The sequence below is a fragment of the Komagataeibacter nataicola genome (genome assembly GCF_003207795.1).
Taxonomy (GTDB): Bacteria; Pseudomonadota; Alphaproteobacteria; order Acetobacterales; family Acetobacteraceae; genus Komagataeibacter; species Komagataeibacter nataicola.
This window is the reverse complement of sequence record NZ_NIRT01000006.1, coordinates 1-26,203: the sequence shown is the minus strand read 5'-3', so window position 1 is coordinate 26,203 and position 26,203 is coordinate 1. Positions and strand designations below refer to the sequence as shown.

Here is a 26,203-nt window from a genome sequence, read left to right as displayed (position 1 = left end):
GAGGATCGTGCCGCGACAAGCCGGGCGGCCGCGTTTGCTAGAGGACCAACATGGCCACCAAGATAGATTATTACGCAGCCCTTGAAGTTTCGCGCGATGCCAATGGTGACGAGATCAAGCGGGCGTATCGCAAGCTGGCCATGAAATACCATCCCGACCGCAATCCGGGTGATGCGGACGCGGAAAACAAGTTCAAGGAAATCAGCGAAGCCTACGACGTGCTGAAGGACGACCAGAAGCGCGCCGCCTATGACCGCTTTGGCCATGCCGCATTCGAGGGCGGTGGCCCGGGCGCGGGTGGCTTCGACTTCGGTGGCGGCGGCCTTGGCGACATCTTCGAGCAGATGTTTGGCGACATGATGGGTGGCAGGCGCGGTGGCCGCCGCTCGGGCGCTGATATCCAGGTGCAGGTCACCATCACCTTCGCCGAGGCCTTTGCGGGGGTGAAGAAGGAAATCACCATCCCCACCCGCGTCACCTGCAAAAGCTGCGACGGCACCGGCTCGGCGGACAAGGACCAGCCGCCCGAAACCTGCCCCTCGTGCCACGGCGCGGGCAAGGTGCGCGCGCAGCAGGGCTTTTTCGCCATCGAGCGCCCCTGCCCCACCTGTCACGGCACCGGCCGCCTGATCCGCAACCCGTGCAAGGAATGTCATGGCGCGGGCACGGTGGAAAAAAACCGCGTCATCGAGGTGGCGATCCCCGCAGGCGTTGAGGATGGCACGCGCATCCGCATCACCGGTGAGGGCGAGGCCGGTGGCAAGGGCGTGCCGGCAGGCGACCTGTATGTGCATGTGTCGGTAGAGGCGCATGCCATCTTCCAGCGTGATGGCGCCAATATCTATTGCCGCGTGCCGGTGCGCATGGGTCAGGCCGCCCTTGGCACCGAGATCGAGGTGCCAGTGGTTGATGGCTCGCGCGCCAAGGTCAAGATTCCGGCCGGCACCCAGACGGGCGAGCACTTCCGCCTGCGCGGCAAGGGCTTCTCGGTGCTGCGCTCTTCCGCGCGGGGCGACATGTATATTCAGGTCGTGGTCGAGACCCCGCGCCATCTGAGCAAGCGCCAGCGTGAACTGCTGGAGGAATTCGAGACCGATGCGGCAGGCCACGCCAAGGGCAGCCCCGAGAGCACCGGCTTCTTCAGCAAGGTGAAGGACTTTTTTGAAGGCAAGCTGTAAGCCTGTTCTCACGCCACGGAGACCATGGCGTGCAGATGGTTGAAATTGCTGATGGGTCAGGTGTAGGGTCGAACCACTATTCATGGTGAATCCCCCCCAACCTGCACCATGGATAGAGTTCAGGCGGCGCGATCCCCCGGTCGCGCCGCCATTTGCATATCTGGGCACTGGTGGAGAAAACAGCATGAACGCGCAGCCCCTGCGGATCGGTATTGCGGGCCTCAATGGCCGTGTCGGTCGCCTTCTGGCGCAGGAAGTGCCAGCGGCAGGGGCCGTGCTGGCCGGTGGCACGACGCGCGATGGCCGTCGTGTTGACGGGATCGACTGCCCCGTTCATGCCGATATCGCCGATCTGGCTGCGCAGTGCGATGTGGTGATCGACTTCACCCATGTCAGCACGGTGGCGGCGCATGCCCGGGCCCTGGCAACGGCAGGCACGGCCTGGGTGCTGGGCACGACCGGCCTGTCAGGTGCCGAGCAGCAGGCGGTCGATCAGGCCGCGACCCGCATTGCCGTGGTGCAGGCGGCCAATTTCTCGCCCGGCGTAACGCTGGTGACCCGCCTTGCACGCCAGATGGCCGCCGTGCTGCCCGGCAGCGAGTATGATGCCGAGATCCTTGAAATGCATCATCGGCAGAAAGTGGATGCTCCATCGGGTACTGCCCTGGCCATGGGCCGCGCCGTGGCCGACGGGCGGGGCATCAGGCTTGAAGATCATATTGAAAGCGGGCGTGATGGCCATACCGGCCCGCGCGCCGATGGCGCGATCGGTTTCGCTGCCCTGCGCGGCGGGCAGATCGTGGGTGAGCATTCGGTCATTTTCACCTCCAGCCATGAACAGATCAGCCTGACCCACCGCTCCTTTGACCGCAGGGTGTACGCCACGGGCGCAGTGCGGGCCGCGCACTGGCTGCGCGGGCACAAGGCAGGGCTTTATGACATGGAAGATGTGCTGGGCCTGCCGCGCGACTAAAATCAAACCATTGATAAAAAACAATAAAAGTTTTCAAGTGTCGCCTTTTTTCGAAAAAGCGGCGTCTTTTGAAGCTTTTTGAAAAAAGCTTCAGCAAAAACTTTTCCATGTTCAGACAATGTTTGTGTGACCGGTTTTTCAGATAGCGCCCTGACCATCCGCGCGCCGCAGGCCGTGCGGGAGGGTGCTATTCGGGGAAATGGCTTGACGCTTGGGCGGGTTTCGGCCAAACGCATGCGATCGTACGCCCGGTTTCGCAGGCGTTATTCTACTCCATACGAGGCAGACAGGACCATCATGCGCAATAAAGGCGATTTTCTGTTTACATCGGAATCAGTATCCGAAGGGCATCCCGACAAGGTCGCTGACCGGATCAGTGATACCGTTCTTGATGCGTTCCTGACAGCAGACGGTGAATCCCGCGTTGCGTGTGAAACGATGGTCACCACCAACCGCATCATCCTTGCCGGTGAAGTACGTGGTCCGGCTTCCGTAACGCCTGACCTGCTGATTCAGGGCGCGCGCGACGCGGTGAAGGATATCGGCTACGACCAGGCCGGCTTCTCGTGGCGCAATGCCGAGGTGGAATACTACCTGCATGCCCAGTCCGCCGACATCGCCGTGGGCGTTGACAGCGCGGGCGAGAAGGACGAAGGCGCAGGCGACCAGGGCATCATGTTCGGCTTCGCCACGCGCGAGACCGAAAGCCTCATGCCCGCGCCGCTGTTCTACGCGCATGACATCCTTCACCGCGTGCGCGACCTGCGCAAGGCGGGCGATCCGCGCGCCGCGGCCCTGCAGCCCGATGCCAAGAGCCAGGTCACGCTGCGCTATGTCGATGGCAAGCCCGTGGGCGCCACTTCGGTCGTGATCTCGACCCAGCACGTGGAAGGCGCCAGCCAGGCCACCATCCGCGACGAACTCGGCAGCATCGTGCGTGACGTGCTGCCCGAGGGCTGGATGCCGCCGGAAGACGAATTCTACGTCAACCCGACCGGCGTGTTCGTGATCGGCGGCCCCGATGGCGATTGCGGCCTGACCGGGCGCAAGATCATTGTCGACACCTATGGTGGCGCGGCCCCGCATGGTGGTGGCGCGTTCTCGGGCAAGGACCCCACGAAGGTGGACCGCTCGGCAGCCTATGCCTGCCGCTACCTGGCCAAGAATGTCGTTGCCGCAGGCCTTGCCGATCGCTGCACGCTGCAGATCTCCTACGCTATTGGCGTGTCTCACCCGCTTTCGGTCTATGTGGACCTTGATGGCACGGGCAAGGACATTGACGAGGCGAAGCTCGGCCGCGTCCTGCGCGAGGTCATGGACCTCAGCCCGCGCGGCATCCGCAAGCACCTGCGCCTCAACCGCCCCATCTACACCCAGACCTCCGCCTATGGCCATTTCGGTCGTACGCCGGATGCGGCGAAGGACGATTTCACCTGGGAGCAGACCGACCTGGTCGATGCCCTGCGTGGCGCGTTCAACCGCTAAAAGGTGGTCTGAAAAAAATAAAAGTTTTTGGGTGCCGCCTTTTTTCGGGAAAGCGGCAGTCCTTGAAGCTTCCTGAAAAAAGCTTCACCAGAAACTTCCCGGCCTCTATACGGGCCGGGGCCTTTCGGGGGCCTGCCCTGACCGCTTGCAAAAGCCGGTCGTGGCGGCCCCTGTTGCGTTCCATCAGGGTAATCATGCCGTATGGCCCGGCTATTACGGCAGCAGGAGCAGGATTTTCGGATAGATGACGGCCTCCGTGGATGTAAAGGCATCGCCAGACCGACTTTATGGGCGCCAGCGCGGCCATCCGCTGCGCCCGCGCCAGCAGCGCCTTCTGGACCAGACGCTGCCGCGCCTGCGCTTTCCGCAAGGCGCCATCGCTGATCCTGCATCAGGCTTTGGCCACAGGCCCGCGCAGGTCTGGCTGGAAGTAGGCTTTGGCGGGGGCGAGCATTCGCTGGCCCAGCACGCAGCCCACCCCGATGTGGGCTATATTGCCTGCGAGGTGTTCGAGAATGGTCTGTGTTCCCTGCTCTCGCGCGTGGTGCCCGATGGCGGCGAGGAAACCGCCCCCGTGCCCGACATGCTGCGGGTGTGGGATGAGGATGCCCGCATCCTGCTGCGGGGCCTGCCCGATCAGTCGATCGACCGCATGTTTCTCATGTTCCCCGACCCCTGGCCCAAGTCGCGCCATGCCAAGCGCCGCTTCGTACACCCCGAAACGGTCAGGATGGCGGCCCGCATCCTGCGCCCCGGCGCCGTGTGGCGCGTGGCCAGCGATGACCCGACCTATCAGGCCTGGGTGGAGGAAGTGATGGGCGCGCAGGACCTGTTTGATACAGCCCAGCCCGCCACCGTGCGGCCCGAAGGCTGGCCACCCACCCGCTACGAGGCCAAGGCGCTCAAGGCGGGCCGCCAGCCGCTGTACTGGACCTTTACGCGCCGCTGATTACGAAAGCGACGTGCCGGTCAGCCGTTCCGCCGCCTGCCACAGCCGCCGTGCAATGGTCAGGTCGCGGGCGGCGGGCGGCACGAAGGCTTCGGTTACCGGCCCCCGGCGCTCGCCCCAGCCACCGGGGCCGTAATAACCGCCATCACGCGCCTCGGGCGCCATGGCGGCGAATTCGATGGGCAGCGCGCCATCGACTGCCGACTGCCCCATCAGGCGGAACGCCCACACCGCGCCAAAGCGGGTCATGCGCTCATGCAGGCCCTGGTCGTTATTGAGGCGGCTGGTGGCGATATCGGTCATGGACCAGCCGGGGTGGGCTGCGATGGAATGCAGGTTCCAGCCATGCGCGCGGGCCTGCCGGTCAAGCTCCAGCGCTAAAATGAGGTCGGCCAGCTTGCTCTGGCGGTAGGCACGGAACGGCGCGTAGCGGCGGCGGGCCTGCAGGTCATCAAACACGATCTGGCCGGTCAGCGCCGCAAGGCTTGCCACCGTCACCACCCGCCCGCCATGCCGGGGTGCGCACAGCAGCGGGCGCAGGCGCGCGGTGAGCGCGAAGGGCCCGAGGAAATTGGTGCCGAACTGCAACTCGAACCCGTCGCGCGTTTCCAGCCGGTGGGGCGTGCCCATCACGCCTGCATTGTTGACCAGCACATCGAGCGTATCGGTTTCATCCGCCAGATCGCGGGCAAAGGTCGCAATCGAGTCAAGGGAGGCGACATCAAGCAGGCGGAAAGAGGCATTGGCCCCTGGCGCGTCGTGTTGCAGGCGCGTGAGTGCCGCCAGCCCCTTGTCGGGGTTGCGGCCCGCCAGTATGACCCGCGCGCCGCGCCGCGCCAGGCCAAGGGCGGTCTGGTAGCCCAGGCCACCGGTCGCACCCGTGACCAGGGCCAGGCGCCCATCCATGCGGGGGGCCTGTTTTATGGTCCAGTGTCTGCTCATGGTTCAGCCTGTTCTCCGGGTTGGTTCATTTCTTTCTCGGCGGCGGCTTCCGCCTCGGCTGTCAGCCGCGCTTCGTTGCGCCGCAGGAAGATGATGACACACACCAGCACGATCCCGCCACAGATGGCCACCGTCATCCCCACCGGCCCCGACAGTCGGGTGATCCGGTTGCCCAGGTAGTAGGCCGCGTAGGCATATCCTCCCGCCCATAATACGCCCCCCATGGCATTGAACAGGAGGAATTTGGGCCATGACATGTGGTTGGCGCCTGCCAGCAGGGCAACCAGCACCCGCAATATGGCGATAAAGCGCCCGAGGAACACGATAAGGCCCCCATGTCGGCGGAACAGGAAGCGCCCGAGCTGCAGCCGCCGCGCAGTCAGCCCGATCCGCGCGCCCTTGCGCTCGAGCAGCGGGTAGCCCAGCCATTTGCCGATCAGGTAGCCGCAGTTGTCACCCATGATTGCGCCCACGATGGCGGCCGTCGCCACCCATCTGATGTCCAGCCTGTGGGTGGTGGCGCAGTAAAGTGCTGCGGAAATGACCAGTGTTTCCGCCGGAAGCGGGATGCCCATGCTCTCGAGCATGACAATGACCCCGATAACGCCATAGCCGTAATGCTGGAAAAGGGATTCAAGATGGTGAAGCAGCGGACTACCTGTCAGAGATAAGAAGATTATGTAGGGTACGGGCACAGGCCGTGAAACACGGTTTGGGCAATCCCGACACCATTGTCACGCACAAATGGCAGGAGCAGAAGCATGACCCAGTCCCGCACCAGCGGCAAGACGGACATCGAAACAAGCCCTTATGGCACATGGCCCTCACCCGTCAGCGCGGCGCTGGTGGCGGGGCAGACGGTGTCGCTGTCCGATGTCCGGGTCGATGGGCGGGATATTTACTGGATCGAGGGCCGCCCCGCAGAGGGAGGCCGCCGGGTGCTGGTGCGTGCCCGTGCAGGACAGGTGGCCGATGTAACGCCCGCGCCGTTTGATGTCGGCACCCGCGTGCATGAATATGGCGGGGGCGCCTATGCCGTGTGCCAGGGCCGGGTTGCGCTGAGCAACCGGCGCGATGGCAGCGTGTGGCTGATGGAAGGCGGACAGTCGCGCTGCCTCGCCGCAGGTGCAGGGCTGCGCTTTGCCGACCTGACCTTCAGCGCCGATGGCCGCTTCCTGTTCTGCGTGCGCGAGGATCATGGCGTGGCGGAGGGCGAACCCGCCGCCGCCATCGTGGTGCTGGACTGCACGGCGATGGTGGAGGACCCGGCCTTCAATGGCGGAACCCCGCTGGTGATGGGTCCGGATTTCCTGTCATCGCCCCGCCCCTCCCCCGATGGGCGGTACCTGGCGTGGATCGAGTGGGACCATCCTGCCATGCCGTGGGACGCCACCCGCCTGCGTGTCGCCACTCTGCTGCAGGAAGGCAGCGACCCCCCTCGCCTCGCAGCACCCTGGACGCTGGCGGGCGATGACGGGCAGGCGGAATCCGTCATTGAACCGGGCTGGGATGCGGCAGGCCGCCTGCTCGCCCTGTCGGATCGCAGCGGGTGGTGGAACCTCTATCGGTTCGACACCACAGCCTCCGCCCCGGTGGCGCTGGCCCCCATGCAGGCCGAAATTGGCCAGCCGCACTGGATCTTTGGCCTGCGCAGCTACGCGCTGCTGGCCGATGGCACGATCCTGGCCATGATCGTAAATGGTGGCGAAGCCCGCATGGCCTGCCTGCGCGATGGCGTGGCCACACCCGTGGCCCTTGGCCACCCCTCAGGCTGCCCCGTACCGGTGGAAGGCGGCGGCTTTGCGTGGCTTGACGTGCCGCCTGACAACGCGGCGGCGGTGGTAACGGGCATGCCCGGGCAGCCGCCCCATGTGCTGCGCCGCGCCACCGACCTGCCGCTCGGAGCGGCTGATATCGCCCTGCCGCGCGCCATCACCTTTCCCCTGCCCTCGGGCGATGGTCTGGGCCAGGCCTTTTTCTATGCGCCCACCAGCAGCCGCCATGTCGGCCCTGCGGGTGAAAAGCCGCCGCTGGTGGTTATGGCCCATGGCGGCCCGACCGGGCGGGCAAGTGCCGCCTTCTCGTTCAAGGTGCAGTGGTGGACCAGTCGTGGCTTTGCGGTGGTGGATGTCAATTATGGCGGCTCGACCGGCTTTGGCCGCGCCTACCGCCAGCGGCTGGAAGGCCAGTGGGGCGTGGTGGATGTGGATGACTGCATCGCCGCCTGTCATTACCTGGCCGACCGGGGGCTGGTGGACCCGACCCGCATCGTCATACGCGGCAGCAGCGCCGGGGGGCTGACGGTGCTTCTGGCGCTGGCGCGTTCCGAACTGTTTGCCGCAGGCACCAGCCTGTATGGCGTGACCGACCTGCGGGCGCTGGCAACCGATACCCACAAGTTCGAGTCACGCTATCTTGATACACTTGTTGGCCCCTACCCTGCCGATGAAGCGACCTATCTGGCCCGCTCCCCCCTCACGCAGGTGGCGCATATCCGGGCGCCGGTGCTGTTTTTGCAGGGACTTGATGACAAGGTGGTGCCGCCCTCGCAGGCGCGCTCCATGGTGGAAGCCCTGCGTGGGCAGGGCGTGCCGTGCGCCCTGTATGAATTTGCGGGCGAGGGCCATGGCTTCCGGCAGGAGGCCACCATACGGCAGGCCTGGGAGCTTGAACTGGCCTTCTACCAGCAGGTGCTGCGCCTGCCCGTGACCCCTGCCCTGCCGGTTGAACTGAAGGCGTAAAAAAGAATGCCGCCTTTTTCAAAAAGGGCGGCACCCAGAAACTTTTATTCTTCTTCTTCCACGATCGCGGTGTTGCCGCGCGTGGGGCGGAAGCGGCCTTCGCGCAGGGCTTCCTCGATATCCTCGAGCGATGCGCCGCGCGTTTCGGGCACCATGAAATACACGAACAGCACCGAAAGCAGGTTCACCCCGGCATAGAACCACATGGTTCCCCCCAGCGTGATCTTGGTGACCAGCGTAAGCGCCGTGCTGGTGACAAGCAGGTCACTGCCCCACAGCATGGCGGAATGCAGGCTGGTGGCGTTGCCGCGCATGGAAAGCGGGAACATCTCGGCGCCGAGCAGCCAGCCCACCACCTGAATGCCACCGGCGTTGAACACCATGAACAGCAGCATGAACACAATGATCAGCCAGCTGCCCATGCTGCCCGGCTGCGGGTGGGCAATGAACATGATGCCCAGCCCGATCAGACTCAGCACGCTGCCCGGCCCCATGACCAGCACAAGGCGGCGGCGGCCGATGCGGTCAACAATGTTCGAGCCCAGCACGGTCATGACCAGGTAGATGATGGAAATGCCGATGCTGGCCATCAGCGCCGATGAACTGCCAAACCCCGCATCCGACAGGAAGGTCGGCGCGTAATAGATCATCATCTCCAGCCCGCCTGCCTGCGTGAAGAAGGCAACGCCAAGGGCGGCGATGAGTGCGGGGCGCACCCAGGGCTGGCGGATGCCGCGCCAGCCGACATCGCGCGGGTCGGTTTCCTCATTGGCATTGGCGTGGATGCGGCGCATCTCGCGACGGATCTCGCGCTCGGAGGTGCGGATGCGCTGGAGCTGCTCAAGGGCGGAATCCAGGCTTTCATGCTCGGCCGCCCAGCGCGGGCTCTTGGGCAGGAAGAACATGGAGATGAACACGCCTGCCGCCGGAATGGCCGCAATGGCCACCATCGGCCGCCAGCCCCACGCATCACGCGCGGCGAAGCCTATGATGTTGGCGGCAAAGATGCCGATGCCGATGGCGATGTTGAACATCGTGACCATGTGGCCGCGCTTGTGCGCGGGGGCAAGCTCCGAGATGTACATCGGCACCACCTGGGTGGAGCCACCCACCGCCAGCCCGAGGAACACGCGCGCCGCGATCAGCGTATACACATCAGGCGAGAAGGCGCAGGCCAGCGCGCCGAGCACGAACACCGCCGTTACGATCATGACCGATTTGCGTCGGCCATAATGTTCCGACAGCCAGCCGGTGAGCAGCGAGCCCAGCACCGCGCCCGCGAGGATGGCGGAGGCCACCATCTCCTGCAGGAAGCTGCTGAGGTGGAAGTCCTTGGTAATGAGCAAAAGCGCGCCCGATACGATGCCGGTATCGTAACCATAGAGGCCGCCACAGATTGCGGCCACGATGGCTGCGAGCCACAGGGTCTTGCGCGCGTTGGGGGAAATCTCGATCTGCGACAGATCGGGTAGCGGTTCGGTGGGCTGCTGCGTGGTCTGGGTTGGGGGGGACTGGGTGTTCATGCGGGTGCCTTTTCCTTTCCTTGTTGTTATAATTCATCCGTATCGGCCCGGTTCCCCCGCAGGGTCAGCCTGCCCCTTCGTGGGGCTGGGCGTTCAGGGCCGCTTTCATGCGGGCAATGTGCCCCATGGTGGCGTGCAGGCCGCTCCAGTCATCGGCCGTGGCGATGGGCTGCCACAGGGCTTCCACAGTCTCGACCGGCATCAGGCATGGCGCCCCGTCAGCAAAATAGGGGTGCGACAGATCACAGCCAGGCATGGGCTCATGCTGCATGAGCGCGTCCCGCACAGGGCGGAAACTGTCCTGTGCATAAAAAGATGCATGTGGCCCCGATATGGCCCGTTTTTGGCTCTTGGGGCCACCATACCAGTCAAAAAACGGAAATTCAAACCCAATCTGGCTTTCTTCCATGAATGAGAACAGACATTCACGCAGATGTTGCGATGATTTTCTTGAAATTTCATTGACGCCAAGCCGGTTTAATACAGAAATATCAAGGAATCTTTCGTATTTCTCCCAGAATTCATCAAAAATACTTTGAATTTTCTCAAGTGACGAAAGCGCGATCAGGCACTCGCCCAGCCGGGCCACGTTCCACATCATCGCCTCGGGCTGGCGGCCATAGGCATATAGGCCTGAATGGTCGAAATAGGCGGCGGTGAAGCGGGGGTCGAAACTGGGCAGGAACCGCCACGGGCCGTAATCGAAGCTCTCGCCGGTCAGATTAATGTTATCGGTATTGAGCACCCCGTGCACGAAGCCCGCCGTCATCCACTGCGCCGTCATCTCGGCCATGCGGGTGGTGGCGGCTTCGTACAGTGCCGCCGCCGGGTCGGGTTCATTGGCAAGGTGGGGGTAATAGGTCTCGAGCACATAGGCCACGAGGTGCTTCAGGCTGGTCTGGTCATCATTGGCCACAAGGCGCTGGAACGTGCCGATGCGGATATGCGAATGGCTGAGCCGTGCGAGCACGCATGAGCGCGTGGGCGAGGGTTCATCGCCCCGGTGCAGCGCCTCGCCGGTTTCGATCACGCTCAGTGTGCGCGAGGTGCGCACGCCCATCGCATCAAGCCGCTCGCTGGCCAGGATTTCACGCACGCCGCCCTTGAGCGTCAGCCGCCCGTCTCCCCCGCGTGACCATGGCGTGGTGCCGCTGCCCTTGGTGCCGATATCGAGCAGGCGGCCATCCACGCTGTCCATGAGTTGCGCGAACAGGAAGCCCCGCCCATCGCCCAGATCGGGATTGTACGACCGGAACTGATGCCCGTGATAGCGCAGCGCCAGAGGCTGGGGCAGCGAACCGGGCAGGGGGTCGAAATGGCCGAAATGGCGGATCCACTCCGCATCCGTCAGCCCGTCGAGGCCGATGCGCCATTCGGCATCATGATTGCGGTAACGCAGGATATGGGCGGGGAAGGTGGCGGCCTGAACCACGTCATAGAATTCATCGCCGAGACGGCTGTGATGGGTGGCGGGGGCATAACGGGTGGAGAAGGGCATTTTCATATACTTTATGTGTGATAATTTATTTTTCCTGATCCGCATCGAGCACGGGCAGGTCGAGGGAAAAGGATGCATGGTTTTGCAGGCAGGAGGCAATTTCCCGTCCGGACACGTCGCCCAGCGTGGGCGGTGACCAGCGCGGCGCATTGTCCTTGTCGATCAGGCGGGCGCGCACCCCCTCGGCGAAATCGGGGCGGCGCAGCAACTGGCTGATTAACTGGAATTCCTGTTCGAGCACATGGTCAAGGTCGGGCAGGGCGCGCGCGGCATGGTAGGCGGCATAAGTGATGCACAGCGAGAACGGGCAGGCTCCCTGCATGGCGGCAAGGTCGGCCTGCGCCCATGGGGCCGGATGGGCCTGTAGCCGCGCCATTACCGTCGCCACGTCCGGCGCGTCATAGACCGGGGCGATGGTGGCGGTGTCCGGGCCGCCATCAAGGGCAGGGCAGGGTGGCAGGCTGTCCATCACCTGCCCTGCGGGCAGATGGGCGAGCGCCTGCCTTATGCTTTCAAGCTGGCCGGAGGGGGCCTGCCGGTCGGCAAAGCCCGCGGCGATGGCCGTGGTGGCGTTCATGCGCCCGCCGGTCAGGGCAAGGCGCAGCCCGCTCAGCCCCGGCGCGCGGGAGAGCAGGTAGGACCCGCCCGCATCCGGTGTCAGCGCAATGGCGTTCTCCGGCATGGCCACGCAGGCGCGCTCGGTCACGATGCGGTGGCGTACATGCCCGCCAAGCCCCACGCCGCCGCCCATGCAGATCCCGTCAAGAAACGAGACAACCGGCTTGGGGTAGCCTGCCAGCATCGAGGCCAGCCGGTAGCTGTGGCGGAAGGGTTCTGCCGCCGCTTCTACCCCGCGCTCGTGCAGCAGGGCGCGGATGGCGCGGATATCCCCGCCCGCGCAGAAGGCTCTGGGGCTGGTGCTGTCAAGCAGCACGGTTTCAACGCTCGGATCATGGCGCCACGCGCGCAGGGTGGCGGCAAGGTGGTGGATCATGTCCAGGTTCAGGGCATTGAGCGCCTCGGGGCGGGCGAGCGTGATGCGGCCTAGCGCGCCTTCCTGGCGGGTGCGGATGGGTTCGGGGGGCACGGGTTGCGTCCTTTCGTGTGGTTTTGCGGTATTCAATGACGATAGAATGCGCTACCTCCGCTGCTGTCCGGCGTCACGGCTGCGTGCGGACCACAGGCATGCACAGTTACCGAGGCAGAAGCACCATGGGGATTGACGCCCTCACCTTTCGCAACGCCATGGCCCGCCTTGGCGCGGCCGTAAATGTTGTCACGACGGGAACACTGGAAGACCCGGCGGGTTTTACCGCGTCCGCCGTGTGTTCGGTTACCGATACGCCGCCCACGGTCCTGGTCTGCCTCAACCGCAACTCCCGCGTGCGCGACCGCTTCCGGGTGGATGCGGCCATGTGCATCAACGTACTTGCCGCTGACCAGCAGGACATATCGGGCGTGTTCGCAAGCCCGCTCGAGCAGGCCGAGCGCTTCCGTTCCGGCCATTGGGATACGCTGACCACCGGTGCGCCCGTGCTGAACGAGGCCGTGCTGTCGCTTGACTGCCGCATTGAGCGGATTGTGGAAGTGGGTACCCACAGCGTCATGTTCGGCGCGGTGGAAAGCCTGCGCAATTCCAGCCCCCGTGGCGGGCTGGTCTATTTCAACCGCAGCTACCACATGCTGCCCCATGCGCCGGGCGAATAGTGCCGCTTTTTTAAAAAAAGACGCTGTTTTTTCTGAAGATTTTTGAAAAAGCTTTATCAGAAATTTTTTATACGTCTTCTACATTAAGAAAAAATCCAGCCTTCTGGTGCATGCATGGCAATGCAACAGAATGGAGCCAACGCCATGACACAGACCCCGCGCGCCCGTGCCCCGCAGGTTCCTGTCTTGACGCTGCGCGGGCTGATCTGGATACATGCGGGACTTGCCCTTTTTTTGGCCCTGATGGCCATGTGGGTGGATCACCTGCCGGACTGACCGCCTGCCGGGGCATAGGGCAGGGTGGTTGGAGCCTCCCGGCAACCGCACAGGAGCACAGCAGTGGCCCGCATGACACAGACGGCTGGAACCGGCCTGCCCGCAGGGATGGAGTCCCTGCTTGAGCAGGCTGCCAGCCTGTGCGCCGCGCGCGCGGTCAGGCTGACCGACATGCGCCGCCTGGTGCTCGGGCTGGTGCTGGCCGCCGACCGGCCGCTGGGCGCTTATGAACTGCTTGAACAGATCCGTGCCAGCCGTGGCCGCCCGGTGGCGCCGCCCACGGTGTACCGGGCGCTGGATTTTCTGATGGAGCAGGGGCTGATCCACAAGATCGAGCGGCTTTCCGCCTTCGTGGGGTGCAGGCACATGCTGGAATCGGGGCATGCCTGCCACGGGCATGTTCATGCGGCGCAGTTCCTGATCTGTAGCGCGTGCGGGCGCGTGACCGAACTCGATGATCCCCATATCCTCAAGGCGCTGCTTGAAGTGACAAAGGCGCGGGGCTTTACGGTGCGGCAGACCACCATCGAGGCTGAAGGCCTGTGCGCCGCGTGTGGCTGAGGGTGGTTGAACGGAGCAGGCGCGGCCCTGGCGGGGCGTGAGCCGGTATTGATGGGGCGGATGCATGGGGCAGGGGCGCAAAGGCAGGATGGCGGGACTGCCGCTCATACCCACCGCACCCCGGCACCCGCGCCGCAGGCGGCCTGCGGCCCCGCCCGTTGCGCCGCCACCCGTGGCCGGGGCGCAGCCCGACCTGTTTGCCGGGGCCACGACGGATCGCCCGCACGCGCTGACCTATCTTGATATCACGGCGCTGGGGCTGGCCGTGGTGCCGGTCCACGCCCTGCGCCCGGATGACGGGCCGGATGGCTATCTTTACCACATCACCACTGCCGCCGGGCTGGATATGCTGCGTGCGCGCGGCACGCTCCTGTTCTCGCCGCGCGCGCCCCTTGTGCTGACCGAGCGCCCCGGCGTGCTTCCATGGCTTGCAAATATGATGGAAGTCATGGAATCGGATAGTGAAGCAGGGCATAGATCAGATAGCCCCGTTGTTTTTAGGGTAAAACGATTTGTCATCGACAGGCTGCTGGAACATGATCCCGACCAGACGCGCGAATATGGTGTATCGTTCTTTCTCCTGACCGGTCTCGCGCGGCAGGAATAATGTGATCACCGGCAACAAGAAAAATATCAAAGGACCGGATTTTAATGGAAAATCAGCCTGCGCCGCCCGTATTTGATTCGGCCCGGATGCGTACCCTCATCATTGGTTGCCTCGCGGCGCTCGCAGGCCTCATGGCCGGGCTTGATATCGGGGTCATATCCGGTGCGCTCGACCTGCTCGCCGCCAACTTCCACGCCACCACCTTCGAGCAGGAATGGATTGTCAGCGCCATGATGGGGGGCGCTGCTATCGGCTCGCTGTGCGGGGGCTGGATGTCGCACCAGATCGGGCGCAAGCATGCGCTGCTGGTGGGGGCGGCCGTGTTCGTGGCGGGTTCGCTGGCCTGCGCGCTGGCGTGGTCCATCCCGTCCATGATTGCGGGGCGGCTCATCATGGGGCTCGCCATCGGGGTGGCGGCGTTCACGGCGCCACTCTACCTGTCCGAGATTGCAAGCGAGCAGGCGCGTGGCGCCATGATCTCGACCTACCAGCTCATGATTACGGCGGGCATTTTCATCGCCTTTCTCAGCAACACCATGTTTAGCTATTCGGGCAACTGGCGCGGCATGTTCGCCGTGGCCGCCGTGCCGGGCGTGCTGTTCCTGATTGGCGTGCTGTTCCTGCCCTACAGCCCGCGCTGGCTCATGATGCGCGGCCGCCGCAAGGAAGCACTGGAAGTGCTGGAAGACCTGCGCAACGACAGGAGCGTCGCCATGCAGGAGATCCAGAACATCAGCCGCCAGCTTCAGCAAAAGCAGCGCGGCTGGAGCCTGCTGCGCAACAACCGCAATTTCCGCCGCTCCATCTTTCTGGGCATGACGCTGCAGGTCATGCAGCAGCTCGCGGGCGTGAACGTGGTGATGTATTACGCCCCCAAGATCTTCGCGCTCGCAGGCTATGTCGGCCCCGCGCAGCTTTGGTGCACGGCCATGGTGGGGCTGGTGAACATGCTGGCCACCTTCATTGCCATTGGCCTTGTCGATCGCTGGGGGCGCAAGCCGATCCTCTATACCGGTTTCCTGATCATGGCGGTGGGCATGGGCAGCCTTGGCTTCATGCTCAACCGCCCGCATCTGGACCAGTCGGAGCAGATCATCGCGGTGTTCATGCTGCTGATCTATATTTCCGGCTTCGCCATGTCGGCGGGTCCGCTGATCTGGGTGCTGTGCTCGGAGGTGCAGCCACTGCAGGGGCGTGACCTTGGCATTTCCATCTCCACGCTCACCAACTGGATCGCCAACATGATCGTGGGCGCAAGCTTCCTGTCGCTGCTGCAGTGGATGGGCAATGGCCCCACCTTCTGGCTGTTTGCGGGCTTCAACCTGTTTTTTGTGCTGGTCACGTGGCGCTTCATCCCCGAGACGCGGGACATGTCGCTTGAAAAGATCGAGCAGCGCCTGATGGCGGGGCTGCCGCTGCGCGAGATCGGGCGGGGCGCGCCACTGCCGGAGGATAAATAGAAAGTAAAGGTTTTTGGGTGCCCCTTTTTTCAAAAAGGCGGCTTCTTCTGAAGCTTTCTGGAAAAGGCTTCACCAAAAACGTTTATCTGTTTTCAGTCCGGCCGCCAGCCATCGCGCTGTAGCGCCACGCCGGCCAGGTACAGGCTGCCGCATATGATCACGCGGGCAGGAGGGGCATCCGCGCCTGCTCCGGCCACAAGATGGCTCAGGGCAGCGTGCAGGGTCGGGCCTGCCGTGGCGCGGCCGCCTGATGCGGCCACGATGTCGGCCACGGGCTGGGCCAGATGCTGGCCTTCTTCCGCTACAGCCTGGATGGAGGCGGCGCGCGGCAGCAGCGGAGCGAGGAAACCGGTGGCATCCTTGGTCTGCTTCATGCCAATGACCAGATGGGTGGGCCTGTCTGCCCACTCATCCATCACCTGCGCCAGCACTTCGCCCGCGCCGGGGTTGTGGCCACCATCAAGCCATAGTTCCCACCGGGCAGGCAGAAGGGCCGCCAGATGGCCCGACAGGCGCTGCATGCGCGCGGGCCAGCGTGCCTGGGCAATGCCCGCCCAGCCCTGAGCGGGCACGGGCAGGGTGCTTGCCCGCAGGGTGGCGATGGCCAGCCCCGCATTATCAATCTGGTGGGCGCCGCGCAGGCCGGGCAGGGGCAGCTCCAGCGTGCCATGGGCGTCACGGTAGCGCAGGGCGGTGCCCTGAGCCGTGGGGGCGATGAACCATTCATGGTCACGCCGCCACAGCGGGGCCGCCTGCGCGCGCGCGGTGCGGGCAATGACCTCCATTACCTCGGCAGGCTGGCGGCCTGTGGCCACTGGCACGCCGTGCTTGATGATGCCGGCCTTCTCGCCCGCAATGGCGCCGAGCGTATCGCCCAGAAAGGCCTCATGGTCCATCGAGATGGCGGTAATGGCGCAGGCTGCGGGGCGCTGGATCACGTTGGTCGCGTCGCACCGGCCACCGAGGCCGACCTCAACAATTGTCAGCTCCGCCGGGTGGCGGGCGCTGAGCATGAAGCCTGCCGCTGTCAGCACCTCGAACACCGTAATGGGGGCGCCTGCGTTGACCTGTTCGATCTCTTCAAGCACGGCGGCGAGTTCGTGCTCGCTCACGATCTGGCCCGCAATGCGGAAGCGCTCGGTCACATGCACGAGGTGGGGCGAGGTGAGCACATGCACGCGCCAGCCCGCCGCCTCGGCCACGGCGCGCATGAAGGCGCAGGTACTGCCCTTGCCGTTGGTGCCCGCCACGTGCACGACAGGCGGCATGTGGCGCTCGGGGTGGCCAAGGCGGCCAAGCAGCGTTTCAAGCCGGGTGAGCGACAGGTCGATCAGGGCCGGATACAGCCGGTTCAGCCGTTCCAGTATCTGCCCTGTGCGGCCCACGAATTCCGGCCCGAGGGCAGGCGCTTTCATGTGCGGGGTTTCCGTAGCTTAAGCGGCGCGGGGGGCTATGTGGCGGTAGTTGAGCTGCGCGGTAAGGCGGCCAAGCACCTCGCGCAGGTCGCCGCGCTTGACCACCATGTCGAGCATGCCATGCTCAAGCAGGTATTCCGCGCGCTGGAAGCCTTCTGGCAGCTTCTCGCGCACCGTATCCTCGATCACGCGCTGGCCCGCGAAGCCGATCAGTGCATTGGGCTCGGCAATCTGCACATCGCCCAGCATGGCGAACGAGGCGGACACCCCGCCCGTGGTCGGGTTGGTCAGCACCACGAAGTAGGGCAGGCCTGCTTCCTTGAGCATCTGCACGGCCACCGTGGTGCGCGGCATCTGCATCAGGCTTATCATGCCTTCCTGCATGCGCGCCCCGCCTGAGGCGGTGAACACGATCAGCGGTGACTGCTGCAGGATGGCCAGGCGGGCGGCGGCAAGGAACGCCTCGCCGAGTGCCGCGCCCATGGTGCCTGCGATGAACTCGAACGCCATCACGGCCACCACCGCGTTATGGCCACCAATCTGGCCATGGGCCACGGCCATTGATTCCTCAAGGTGGGACTTGGCGCGCTCATCCTTGAGGCGGTCGGTATAGCGCTTGCGGTCACGGAAGGAGAGCGGGTCAACCGGCACCTTGGGCAGTTCGATGCGGGTGTATTCCCCGTTATCGAATGTCCATTCCAGCCGCTCGGGCACGGTGGCGCGCATGTGGTGGCCGCAATGCGGGCACACGTTCAGCGCCTTGCGCAGGTCCTTGGTCAGGATCATCTGCTCGCATGAGTCGCAGTTGGTCCACAGGTTGTCCGGCACTTCCCGCTTGAGCAGGCCGCGGATCTTGGGGCGGACATATTCGGTCAGCCAGCTCATATTGCCTCTCCCTTAAGCTTTCTGGAGGCCTGTTCCATACAGGCAGATGAACGATTGGGCCAGATTGTCATTGCAGGGGACGTTGTGGAAAATCGCCAGCGAAACGGCCCGCAAATCATAAAAGGTTTTTTGGTGAAGCTTTTTTCAAAAAGCTTCAGAAGAACGCCGCCCTTTTTGAAAAAAGGCGACGCCCGGAAACTTCCGTTTTTTATCAATGGATTATTTTGAGTCGGTTTTGTCCACGGCATGCACGGCATCGGCCAGGCCGCGCAGTTGCGCCAGCACGTCGGGCACGGTGCGGGGCGTGGCTTTGCCATCCGCATCAAGCGTGCCCTCAAGCGTGTTGAGCAGGGCCGAGGCCACTACCGCGGCATCAGCCACGCGCACGGCGCTGGCCGCAAGCGCGGGCGTGCGGATGCCAAAGCCGATGGCGATCGGCAGGTCGGTGGCGCGGCGCAGGCGCGGCAGGGCTGCGGCCAGTTCATCGGTGCTGGCGGTGCGCGTGCCGGTAACGCCCGTGATGCTGACGTAATACACAAAGCCCGACGCGCCACTGAACACGACGGGCAGGCGCGCGTCAGGCGTGGTGGGGGCGACAAGGCGAATGATGTCCAGCCCGCTGGCCGCTGCCGGGCCTGCCAGCAGGTCGGCTTCCTCCGGTGGCATGTCGACCACGATCAGCCCGTCCACGCCCGCGGCTTTTGCATCCGTGCAGAAGCGTTCCGGCCCGTAGGCCTCGATGGGGTTGGTGTAGCCCATCAGGATGATCGGCGTCTCGTTATCGCCTTCACGGAAAGCCCGCACCATCTCCAGCACGCGCTTCATGGTCGAGCCGCCCTTCAGCCCGCGCAGGGCGGCCTTCTGGATGGTCGGGCCATCGGCTGACGGGTCCGAGAAGGGCACGCCAACCTCGATCAGGTCGGCGCCTGCGGCAGGCATGCCGCGCAGGGTGGCGAGCGAGGTGTCGTAATCGGGGTCGCAGGCCTCGACATAGGGGATGAGGGCGCCACGGCCCTGCGCGCGCAGGGTGGCGAAGCGGCGGGCGATGCGGCTCACAGTTTCACTCCCAGATGTTCGGCAACGGTGAAGATGTCCTTGTCTCCCCTGCCGGAAATGTTGATCACGATGATCTGGTCCCTGCCCATGGCGGGCGCGATCCTGGCGGCATAGGCGATGGCGTGGGCACTTTCCAGCGCGGGGATGATGCCCTCGGTGCGGGTGCAGAGCTGGAAGGCGTCGAGCGCCTCCTGGTCGGTCGCACCCACATATTCCGCGCGGCCAATATCGCTGAGCCATGAATGCTCGGGGCCGACGCCGGGGTAGTCGAGGCCCGCGCTGATGGAATGCGCTTCGGTGATCTGCCCGTCATCATCCTGCAAAAGGTAGGTGCGGTTGCCGTGCAGCACGCCCGGTTTGCCCCGTTCGATGGAGGCGGCGGTGCGCCCGCTGTCCAGCCCGCAGCCTGCCGCCTCGACGCCGATCAGCTTCACCTCGGGGTCATCGAGGAAGGGGTGGAAAATGCCCATCGCGTTCGACCCGCCACCGATGGCGGCCACGATGGCGTCGGGCAGGCGGCCCTCGGCCGCCAGGATCTGCTCTTTTGTTTCCACCCCGATGATGGACTGGAAGTCACGCACCATCTGCGGGTAGGGGTGGGGGCCCGCCACGGTGCCGACCAGAAAGTAGGTGTCATGCACGTTGGTCACCCAGTCGCGCATGGCCTCGTTCATGGCATCCTTCAGCGTGCCGGCACCGGCCGTGACGGGAACCACTTCCGCGCCGAGCAGCCGCATGCGGAATACGTTGGGCTTCTGGCGTTCGACATCGGTGGCGCCCATGTAGATGGCGCATTTCATGCCGAACAGCGCGCACACGGTGGCGGTGGCAACGCCGTGCTGGCCCGCGCCCGTCTCGGCCACGATGCGCGTGCGGCCCATGCGGCGGGCGAGCAGGATCTGGCCCATGACATTGTTGAGCTTGTGGGAGCCGGTGTGGTTCAGCTCCTCGCGCTTCATGTAGATCTTTGCGCCACCGAGCTGCTCGGTCATGCGGCGGGCAAGCCATAGCGGGCTGGGACGGCCGACGTAATCCTTGAGGTAATAATCCAGTTCGCGGTGGAATTCGGGGTCGGCCTGGGCGGCCTTATAGGCGGCGTCCAGCTCCAGCAGGAGCGGCATCAGGGTCTCGGCCACGAAGCGGCCCCCAAAAATGCCGAAACGGCCGCGCCCGTCCGGCCCGCTGCGCAGGCTGTTGGCGCCTGCCTGTGTGTCTGTTGCGCTCAACTTCTCTACTCCGCAAGAAATAGGTGCGTGGCTCAGGGGTTTTGCCATGCAGCCGTCCCGGGCTGCCGTGTCATGCGGTTCTGGACTGGATGGCGGTAAAATACCAGCCCCCGGGGGCCACAGGAGCGTGTCATGATTTGACATGCTTGCCCCGGCATGATGGATGAACAACGACAGGAACCAACGAAAGACAGCCCATGTTTCTAGCGCATCACCCCGGCGCGCCGGCCCGCACCGTGACCGCAGCGGCAGACGCGGCAGGTGCGGCATGGCTGGACCTGCTTGACCCCACCCCCGATGAGGAAGCCCTGGCCGCCCAGATTACGGGCCAGCGCATTCCCACCCGCGCCCAGCTTGACGAGATCGAGAGTTCATCGCGGCTGTTCATGGAAGATGACGCCGTCTACCTTTCCACCCCGCTGGTGCGGAAGACGCCGGATGATTTTTTCGTCTCCCCCGTTGGCTTCGTGCTGATGCATGAGCAGATCCTGACCATCCGCTTTACCGGTTTCAGCGCGTTTGACGTGGTGGCGCGGCAGGTGGCGGGGCAGACCGCGCCGCTGAGCGCCAATGAGGCGGGGATCATGCTGCTCGAGGCCATCGTGGACCGGCTGGCCGATATTCTCGAGCATCTGGGGCAGGCGCTTGATGGCATGTCGAAGGATGTGTTCCAGTCGGAAGCGCCGGGGCAGGCGCAGGCGGGCACGCTGCTGCGCAACATGCTGCGCCGGGTGGGCCGTTCGGGTGATCTCGGCTCATCGGTGCGTGACAGCCTGCTGGGGCTGGAGCGGATCTCGATCTTTCTGGGCGAGAACAAGCGCCATGACCTGAGCGAGCGGCTGCAGGCGCGCTTGGGCACGGTGGGGCGTGATATCCGCTCGCTCAATGATTTCGTGTCACAGACCGCCAACAAGGTGCAGTTCCTGCTTGATGCGACGCTGGGCTTTATCAGCATCGAGCAGAATAACGGCATGAAAATTCTGACCGTGGTCAGCTTCATTGGCGTGGCGCCCACGCTGGTGGCCGGTATTTATGGCATGAACTTTCACGATATTCCGGAGCTGAACTGGAAATACGGCTACTGGTACTCCCTGGCCCTGATGGCGGCCACCGTTGTGCTGCCGCTCTTGTGGTTCTGGCGGCGGGGATGGCTGGGAAAGTAAGGATATATCTTATACGATATTATTATAATATCGAACCATTTCAATAATTTAGGTTTCAGGCACGCGGAAAATAAAATAAAAGAAATTTCATGATTGCCGGACACGGGCGCGCATGCCACGGTGCTGTCCGCAGATGCCGAAGGGGAACAGCCTGTCATGAAATCACACCACCGGGTTTGGGGTCTTCTGGTGGTCGCCTGCCTTTTTACCGGCGTTTCAGGCAAGGCGCGGGCGCAGGTAAAGGTGTTTTCCGGGCTGGGGCATGACACGGGTTTCACACGGTGGCTGGGCGGCGTGACCCTGACGGGCCAGATCGAAGGCGGCATCATGGCCAACCCTGCCCGCCCCCAGCCCGGCTATAATTTTGGTGATTTCTTTGCCGACCACGCCAATCAGGTACAGCTGAACCAGGCGGAATTCACGCTTGCCAAAGCCATTGATTCCACCCGCAATACCTATCAGGTCGGTTTTACGCTTGAAGGCATGTACGGCTCGGATGCCCGCTATTACCAGCTGCTTGGCGTGAGTGACCGGGAATGGAACGCGCGTTACCAGCTTATTCCCGCACAGGCGCATGTGGATGTGCACCTGCCCTGGGCCACCCGGGGCGGGCTGGACATGCAGGCAGGCATATTGCAGGCCCCGATGGGGGTGGAGGGGCTCGACCCCACCTCGCGCCCTTTCTACACGCTGGCCTATACATCTGAATATTCGGTGCCGTTCCAGCATATCGGGGCCATGTTCAACTGGCACGTGACGCCGATGATTGATGTGACGTTCGGGATTGATACCGGCAACCAGACATCCTTTGGCCACGCCGACAACAACAATGCGCCCGCAGGCTATTTTGGCTTCAACCTGAACAATCTCGCCCACGGCAGGCTGAAGATTGTGGAACTGAGCCGGGTCGGGCCGGAAAATGCCTGGCGGGACATCGGGCATTACGAAGCCGATCACACCCAGCGTTTCTGGAATGATGTCAGCGCCTATTACCAGGTCAACAAACGCCTGAGCCTGACGGCGGAGTTCAATTACCTGCATGATGAAGGCACGCGCGGCATGGGCGCGCGCGGACAGTTTGCAGGCGTGGATGCAGAGAGCTTCATCAGCTTCCTGAGCTACCGCATCAACCGCGACCTGACTTTCAACTATCGTGGCGAGATCTATCGCGACAACAACAACGCCATGGTCTCGACCTTCAGGGGCAACAATTCCTACATGGAGGCCCTGGCAGGCACGGGGGGCGAAGTCGTGCCGGGGCCATCAGCCTCCAGCCATGGCACGACCTATGGGGAAATGACGCTTGGCGTAAGCTACCGCCCGCAGATTGGCCACCATGTGCGCGTGTTCATGCTGCGGCCTGAAATCCGCTTTGACCGGGCGCTCAATGGCACCACGCCATTCAATGGCGGGCGCAATAACGGCATGTTCACCTTTGGTGGGGATGCGGTCATCGGATTTTAAGTGGAAAATTGGAAACAGTACAGGTTTTATTGAATATATTGTTTTTTAAGTATTATACGTAAGTATATGTAGAGTTTTAATTTTATTTGCCGTCTCTTTTTCTGTATTGTAATGGAGACATTCTTTAAAAAATGGTCCGGTAACGCCCTGAAATTATAAAAGTTTTTGGTGAAGCTTTTTTCAAAAAGCTTCGGAAGACGTCGCCTTTTTGAAAAAAGACGACACCCAAAAACTTTTCCGGTTCTTATCAATGATCTGTTTTTACACACGCGCTTGGTTATGTTGGTATCAGATTGAATGTATCAGGAAGAATATAATTTCTTCTTATAAAGCATTTCCATGCGTTTGATGGCCTGGAGCCTGTCATCTATGGAAAGGGCCCTGTAGAGATTTATGATATTTTCTTCGTCCTTTGTAATGGACATCTGCGTTTTTTCGCTGCTCTGCCCATTGAGGAAAACCTCCTCGCTGATACCGAAAATTTTCGCGATACGGGGCACATGCCTGCTTATCATGTTGGGGCGCCCCGTTTCCCAAAACCCAACGGCGGTACGGGAGACACCAAGCATGTCGGCCAGGGCCTGCTGGCTCAGCCCCGCCGCCTTGCGCAGGAGTTGAATCCGCTGGCCGATTTCACGTGAGGGGGAAAACCCATGGATACTGGCAGCATTCAGCCCATCATTGGACACGGCCTGACTCTGCTGGATCCATTTACGAAATCCCATGATCGTCGTGGTCTGATATGTCAGGAAACGGCGCTTTGATGTCTGTTTGTGGAATGAGACTTCGGTTTCCCCCACTTCATCAATGCCGCGTATTTCGCTGCGTGGGGGCGCGCCGGTCCAGATCTGTCCGGCTTTGAGGGTAAAGGGTGTATTCATGCTTTTTAAGACCGGTCGGTCCCCGCACCCGCTCAGGGTGCAGGGATCATCTCTCACGCTGTCAGGGACTGGGGCTGGGGAGCGGACCTGATGACATAGGGGCCACCTGCAAGGATTTCGAGGCAGAGCAGCCCCATGAGCGTGGGGTGCCGGGGGCCCAGATCCACGGTGGCCTGTCCGTCCGTCCAGCGGCAGGGAACATTTTCGGGTGCGTACCAGCCATCATACCAGCCTTCAGGCGCTTCATTGGCAAGGTGGGTGGTAATGGGGCGCGCCACGCTGCCTTCGAACAGCCTGATGTCCTTGACCAGAACGCCGAGCTGACGGCGATCGTCAATATAGGGTCCGATCGTGTCCGATGGGCGGCTGGTCCGGGACATGATGCGTACGGTCTCCACTCCAGGCGGGATCATGAAGAAGGCAAATCCGTTTGCCTCACGCATCTTGTGGATGATGGCGCCAGCCTGCGTCATCAGATGCAGGTCGGCCTCGTCTGTCAGGGCGGTGGTTTCGGCCTGGGGGGCATGCCCTGCCGCAGCGGCACGGGCCGCAATCTGGCGGAACAGCGGCTCGACGAAACCCGGCGACACGTCCAGTGGGGCTGCGGCGTGGGCCCATGTCAGGTTGCGGCTGCCACTGAGTAAGACGACATTGTCTTTCTGTCGGAAGGCACGGCGGTTGCCGGTATCGAGATAGCTTTCGGTCAGCATGCCATCAGCGATGATGACCGCGTGTTCCTGCGTTTCAATATGGTAGTAATCGTAGGATGTGATCGTGTGATCATAGAAAATGGACGTGTGATTGACGAGCATGCGCGCGGGCACGAACCTGCCCTCGAAATACAGGCAGTGCTCCGCCGTAATCAGCATGTCCTTGTAAGGCACGCCCTCGCTTATGGCGTCTTTGAGGATGCGGACCGGGTAACCCGCTTCATCATCGGGCAGTTCGGGGTGAACCGTGGCATGCGCCCTGCCTGCCCATGTGATGGTGCGGGGCTCGGGTGCGCCATTCACCATGACGGTGATGGTGTCGCCAGCGCACAGGTCTTCAACGGCGATGTCCGCTCCGGGGGTGCGGATCATGGAGCCGGCGAGGAAGCAGACCAGGACCGTGCCTTCGCCATCGGCATCGGGCACGGTGGAAACATAACCGGCAGCCTGCGGGTCCGTATCCTGATACTGGCCCTGGAGCGCCAGCGTATCCCCGTTGGAAAACGTGAGGGTGGACGTGCCAAACAGGCCATTATAGCTGATGCCGGTAACGGTTGCGGGGACGCCATCATTCTCCACGATAATGGAATCACCACTGCCGAAGTTATTGATGGATACGCCAGACAGTAGCGCAATGCCGGTACTGGAACCGGCAAGGTTGAGCGTGCCGCCACCGCTGCCAAAATTGATGGTGGCACCCGCCAGGGCCGAAATAATGCCAGACCCGTTGAATGTGCCGCCATTTGTCAGATTGATGGTCACCCCGCTTGCAGCATTCAGCAGGCCGCCAGCCAGAGCGACCGTGCCGCCGTTTGCATCGAGGGTGGTTGTGGTCAGCGCGTTTACGGCGCTCGCACTGACTGTCACGACCGTATTCTTTTCGGCCGTGATGGTAAAAGTGGCAGCGGCGGTGACGGGCAGGTCAAGCAGTCCGGCCAGATTGATGGTTGCATCGACGGGCGTGCCGTCAGCAGAGGAGACGGTCATGTCCGCAGGGGAAAGAAGGCCGAGCACGCCGCCAGGATCCAGCGTATATGAGCCACTTTGGGTTACGGTGTTGCCTGTTCCGTAGTACACACCGAGAATGTCAGTCATATTCATGCTCCTGAATTTGTATAGCCGGACTGTATTGTTTTGGAATTTTTAGGATGCACGCCAATATATAATATTTACTTAAACATATTGTTATGATTGCTTTTTGAAAGCATTGTATGAACACCTGTCCGAAAAGTCAGGTCCAATCAAACCCTGAAATTATAGAAGTTTTTGGCAAAGATTTTTTCAAAAAGCTTTTGAAGGCACTGCCTTTTTGAAAAAGGCGACATCCAAAAAACTTTTCTTTTTTATCAATTATTTGTTTTCAAACCCTTTTTAAGGGCTCCATGCTGGTCGCTTATGCGTCTTATACCAACCATTGTTTGGCCTGACTCACGGGGTACCCATCGGTTTAAAAATGTGATTCATAGGATGCAGACCATTCTCTGAAGGAGGCATTCTGGATGG

The 26,203-nt window shown here is 62.7% G+C and carries 25 protein-coding genes; 13 read left to right on the top strand and 12 right to left on the bottom strand.

All coding sequences use genetic code 11. From position 1 onward, the window contains the following. Positions 1-50: 50 nt before the first annotated feature. Together dnaJ and dapB are read left to right on the top strand one after the other, a co-directional pair. Positions 51-1,178 carry a molecular chaperone DnaJ gene (dnaJ, locus tag CDI09_RS04880; RefSeq protein ID WP_078525592.1) on the top strand — a complete coding sequence of 376 codons (1,128 nt, stop codon included), beginning with the start codon at positions 51-53 and terminating at the stop codon, positions 1,176-1,178. Between the two features lie 184 nt (positions 1,179-1,362). Beyond that, positions 1,363-2,151: a 4-hydroxy-tetrahydrodipicolinate reductase gene (dapB, locus tag CDI09_RS04875; protein WP_078525593.1), complete on the top strand. Its 789-nt coding sequence runs from the start codon at positions 1,363-1,365 to the stop codon at positions 2,149-2,151. 2 nt (positions 2,152-2,153) lie between these two features. On the opposite strand, the gene CDI09_RS18060 is transcribed toward dapB, so the two are convergent. Beyond that, the gene (locus CDI09_RS18060; RefSeq protein WP_167370195.1) at positions 2,154-2,387 is read right to left on the bottom strand and encodes a hypothetical protein; all 234 of its coding nucleotides are present in this window, start codon (positions 2,385-2,387) and stop codon (positions 2,154-2,156) included. A gap of 61 nt (positions 2,388-2,448) precedes the next feature. Between CDI09_RS18060 and metK the strand changes: the two genes are divergently transcribed. Together metK and trmB are read left to right on the top strand one after the other, a co-directional pair. Then, entirely contained in the window at positions 2,449-3,636 is a 1,188-nt protein-coding gene (gene metK, locus CDI09_RS04870) for a methionine adenosyltransferase (protein WP_078525594.1), read from the top strand. 244 nt (positions 3,637-3,880) lie between these two features. Further along, positions 3,881-4,585 (top strand): tRNA (guanine(46)-N(7))-methyltransferase TrmB, encoded by a 705-nt coding sequence (trmB, locus tag CDI09_RS04860; protein ID WP_078525595.1) that lies wholly within the window; start codon positions 3,881-3,883, stop codon positions 4,583-4,585. Here the strand turns inward: trmB and CDI09_RS04855 are convergent, their stop codons facing one another. Together CDI09_RS04855 and CDI09_RS04850 are read right to left on the bottom strand one after the other, a co-directional pair. Further along, entirely contained in the window at positions 4,586-5,527 is a 942-nt protein-coding gene (locus CDI09_RS04855) for an SDR family oxidoreductase (RefSeq protein ID WP_078525596.1), read from the bottom strand. Then, positions 5,524-6,114, bottom strand: coding sequence for a DedA family protein (locus tag CDI09_RS04850; RefSeq protein ID WP_167370196.1), 591 nt, complete (start codon positions 6,112-6,114; stop codon positions 5,524-5,526). The genes CDI09_RS04855 and CDI09_RS04850 overlap by 4 nt, the downstream gene beginning before the upstream one ends. A 174-nt stretch (positions 6,115-6,288) precedes the next feature. Between CDI09_RS04850 and CDI09_RS04845 the strand changes: the two genes are divergently transcribed. After that, positions 6,289-8,268 carry a S9 family peptidase gene (locus CDI09_RS04845; RefSeq protein ID WP_078525597.1) on the top strand — a complete coding sequence of 660 codons (1,980 nt, stop codon included), beginning with the start codon at positions 6,289-6,291 and terminating at the stop codon, positions 8,266-8,268. Positions 8,269-8,312: 44 nt separating this feature from the next. Here the strand turns inward: CDI09_RS04845 and CDI09_RS04840 are convergent, their stop codons facing one another. The 3 genes from CDI09_RS04840 to CDI09_RS04830 all read right to left on the bottom strand — a co-directional run bounded on the left by CDI09_RS04840 (position 8,313) and on the right by CDI09_RS04830 (position 12,376). Continuing rightward, the gene (locus CDI09_RS04840; RefSeq protein ID WP_078525598.1) at positions 8,313-9,791 is read right to left on the bottom strand and encodes a sugar porter family MFS transporter; all 1,479 of its coding nucleotides are present in this window, start codon (positions 9,789-9,791) and stop codon (positions 8,313-8,315) included. A 64-nt stretch (positions 9,792-9,855) separates the two neighbouring features. After that, positions 9,856-11,289: a protein adenylyltransferase SelO family protein gene (locus CDI09_RS04835; RefSeq protein ID WP_078527883.1), complete on the bottom strand. Its 1,434-nt coding sequence runs from the start codon at positions 11,287-11,289 to the stop codon at positions 9,856-9,858. A gap of 25 nt (positions 11,290-11,314) precedes the next feature. Further along, positions 11,315-12,376, bottom strand: coding sequence for an enoyl-CoA hydratase/isomerase family protein (locus CDI09_RS04830; protein ID WP_078525599.1), 1,062 nt, complete (start codon positions 12,374-12,376; stop codon positions 11,315-11,317). Positions 12,377-12,501: 125 nt separating this feature from the next. On the opposite strand from CDI09_RS04830, the gene CDI09_RS04825 reads away from it, so the two are divergent. From CDI09_RS04825 to CDI09_RS04810, 5 genes are all read left to right on the top strand, one after another. Then, the gene (locus CDI09_RS04825; RefSeq protein ID WP_078525600.1) at positions 12,502-12,996 is read left to right on the top strand and encodes a flavin reductase; all 495 of its coding nucleotides are present in this window, start codon (positions 12,502-12,504) and stop codon (positions 12,994-12,996) included. Positions 12,997-13,140: 144 nt separating this feature from the next. After that, complete coding sequence (locus CDI09_RS18780; RefSeq protein WP_265001034.1) at positions 13,141-13,272, top strand: hypothetical protein; 132 nt, start codon at positions 13,141-13,143, stop codon at positions 13,270-13,272. 72 nt (positions 13,273-13,344) lie between these two features. Next, positions 13,345-13,833, top strand: coding sequence for a transcriptional repressor (locus tag CDI09_RS04820; RefSeq protein WP_110571208.1), 489 nt, complete (start codon positions 13,345-13,347; stop codon positions 13,831-13,833). Between the two features lie 88 nt (positions 13,834-13,921). Then, a complete protein-coding gene (locus tag CDI09_RS04815) occupies positions 13,922-14,440 on the top strand; it encodes a hypothetical protein (protein WP_078527885.1) in 519 nt (172 codons plus the stop codon). Positions 14,441-14,484: 44 nt separating this feature from the next. Beyond that, complete coding sequence (locus tag CDI09_RS04810) at positions 14,485-15,900, top strand: sugar porter family MFS transporter (protein WP_110571204.1); 1,416 nt, start codon at positions 14,485-14,487, stop codon at positions 15,898-15,900. Positions 15,901-15,992: 92 nt separating this feature from the next. On the opposite strand, the gene CDI09_RS04805 is transcribed toward CDI09_RS04810, so the two are convergent. Together CDI09_RS04805 and accD are read right to left on the bottom strand one after the other, a co-directional pair. After that, a complete protein-coding gene (locus CDI09_RS04805) occupies positions 15,993-17,315 on the bottom strand; it encodes a bifunctional folylpolyglutamate synthase/dihydrofolate synthase (RefSeq protein WP_078525604.1) in 1,323 nt (440 codons plus the stop codon). Between the two features lie 18 nt (positions 17,316-17,333). Then, entirely contained in the window at positions 17,334-18,200 is an 867-nt protein-coding gene (gene accD, locus CDI09_RS04800; RefSeq protein WP_078525606.1) for an acetyl-CoA carboxylase, carboxyltransferase subunit beta, read from the bottom strand. A gap of 54 nt (positions 18,201-18,254) precedes the next feature. Between accD and CDI09_RS18055 the strand changes: the two genes are divergently transcribed. Next, on the top strand, positions 18,255-18,428 hold the full coding sequence (locus tag CDI09_RS18055) for a hypothetical protein (RefSeq protein ID WP_167370198.1): 174 nt from the start codon (positions 18,255-18,257) through the stop codon (positions 18,426-18,428). Here the strand turns inward: CDI09_RS18055 and trpA are convergent. Beyond that, positions 18,420-19,256 (bottom strand): tryptophan synthase subunit alpha, encoded by an 837-nt coding sequence (trpA, locus tag CDI09_RS04795; protein ID WP_078525608.1) that lies wholly within the window; start codon positions 19,254-19,256, stop codon positions 18,420-18,422. The two genes, CDI09_RS18055 and trpA, sit on opposite strands and share 9 nt — an antisense overlap. After that, positions 19,253-20,482 carry a tryptophan synthase subunit beta gene (trpB, locus tag CDI09_RS04790; protein ID WP_078525610.1) on the bottom strand — a complete coding sequence of 410 codons (1,230 nt, stop codon included), beginning with the start codon at positions 20,480-20,482 and terminating at the stop codon, positions 19,253-19,255. The genes trpA and trpB overlap by 4 nt, the downstream gene beginning before the upstream one ends. A gap of 197 nt (positions 20,483-20,679) precedes the next feature. Between trpB and CDI09_RS04785 the strand changes: the two genes are divergently transcribed. Both CDI09_RS04785 and CDI09_RS04780 read left to right on the top strand, forming a co-directional pair. After that, complete coding sequence (locus CDI09_RS04785; protein ID WP_078525612.1) at positions 20,680-21,645, top strand: magnesium transporter CorA family protein; 966 nt, start codon at positions 20,680-20,682, stop codon at positions 21,643-21,645. Between the two features lie 156 nt (positions 21,646-21,801). Further along, on the top strand, positions 21,802-23,109 hold the full coding sequence (locus CDI09_RS04780; protein ID WP_078527887.1) for an outer membrane beta-barrel protein: 1,308 nt from the start codon (positions 21,802-21,804) through the stop codon (positions 23,107-23,109). Positions 23,110-23,411: 302 nt separating this feature from the next. Here the strand turns inward: CDI09_RS04780 and CDI09_RS04775 are convergent, their stop codons facing one another. Together CDI09_RS04775 and CDI09_RS04770 are read right to left on the bottom strand one after the other, a co-directional pair. Further along, positions 23,412-23,990, bottom strand: a complete 579-nt coding sequence (locus tag CDI09_RS04775) for a helix-turn-helix domain-containing protein (protein ID WP_078525614.1) — start codon at positions 23,988-23,990, stop codon at positions 23,412-23,414. A 53-nt stretch (positions 23,991-24,043) separates the two neighbouring features. Next, on the bottom strand, positions 24,044-25,795 hold the full coding sequence (locus CDI09_RS04770; RefSeq protein ID WP_078525616.1) for a Hint domain-containing protein: 1,752 nt from the start codon (positions 25,793-25,795) through the stop codon (positions 24,044-24,046). Between the last annotated feature and the right edge of the window lie 408 nt (positions 25,796-26,203).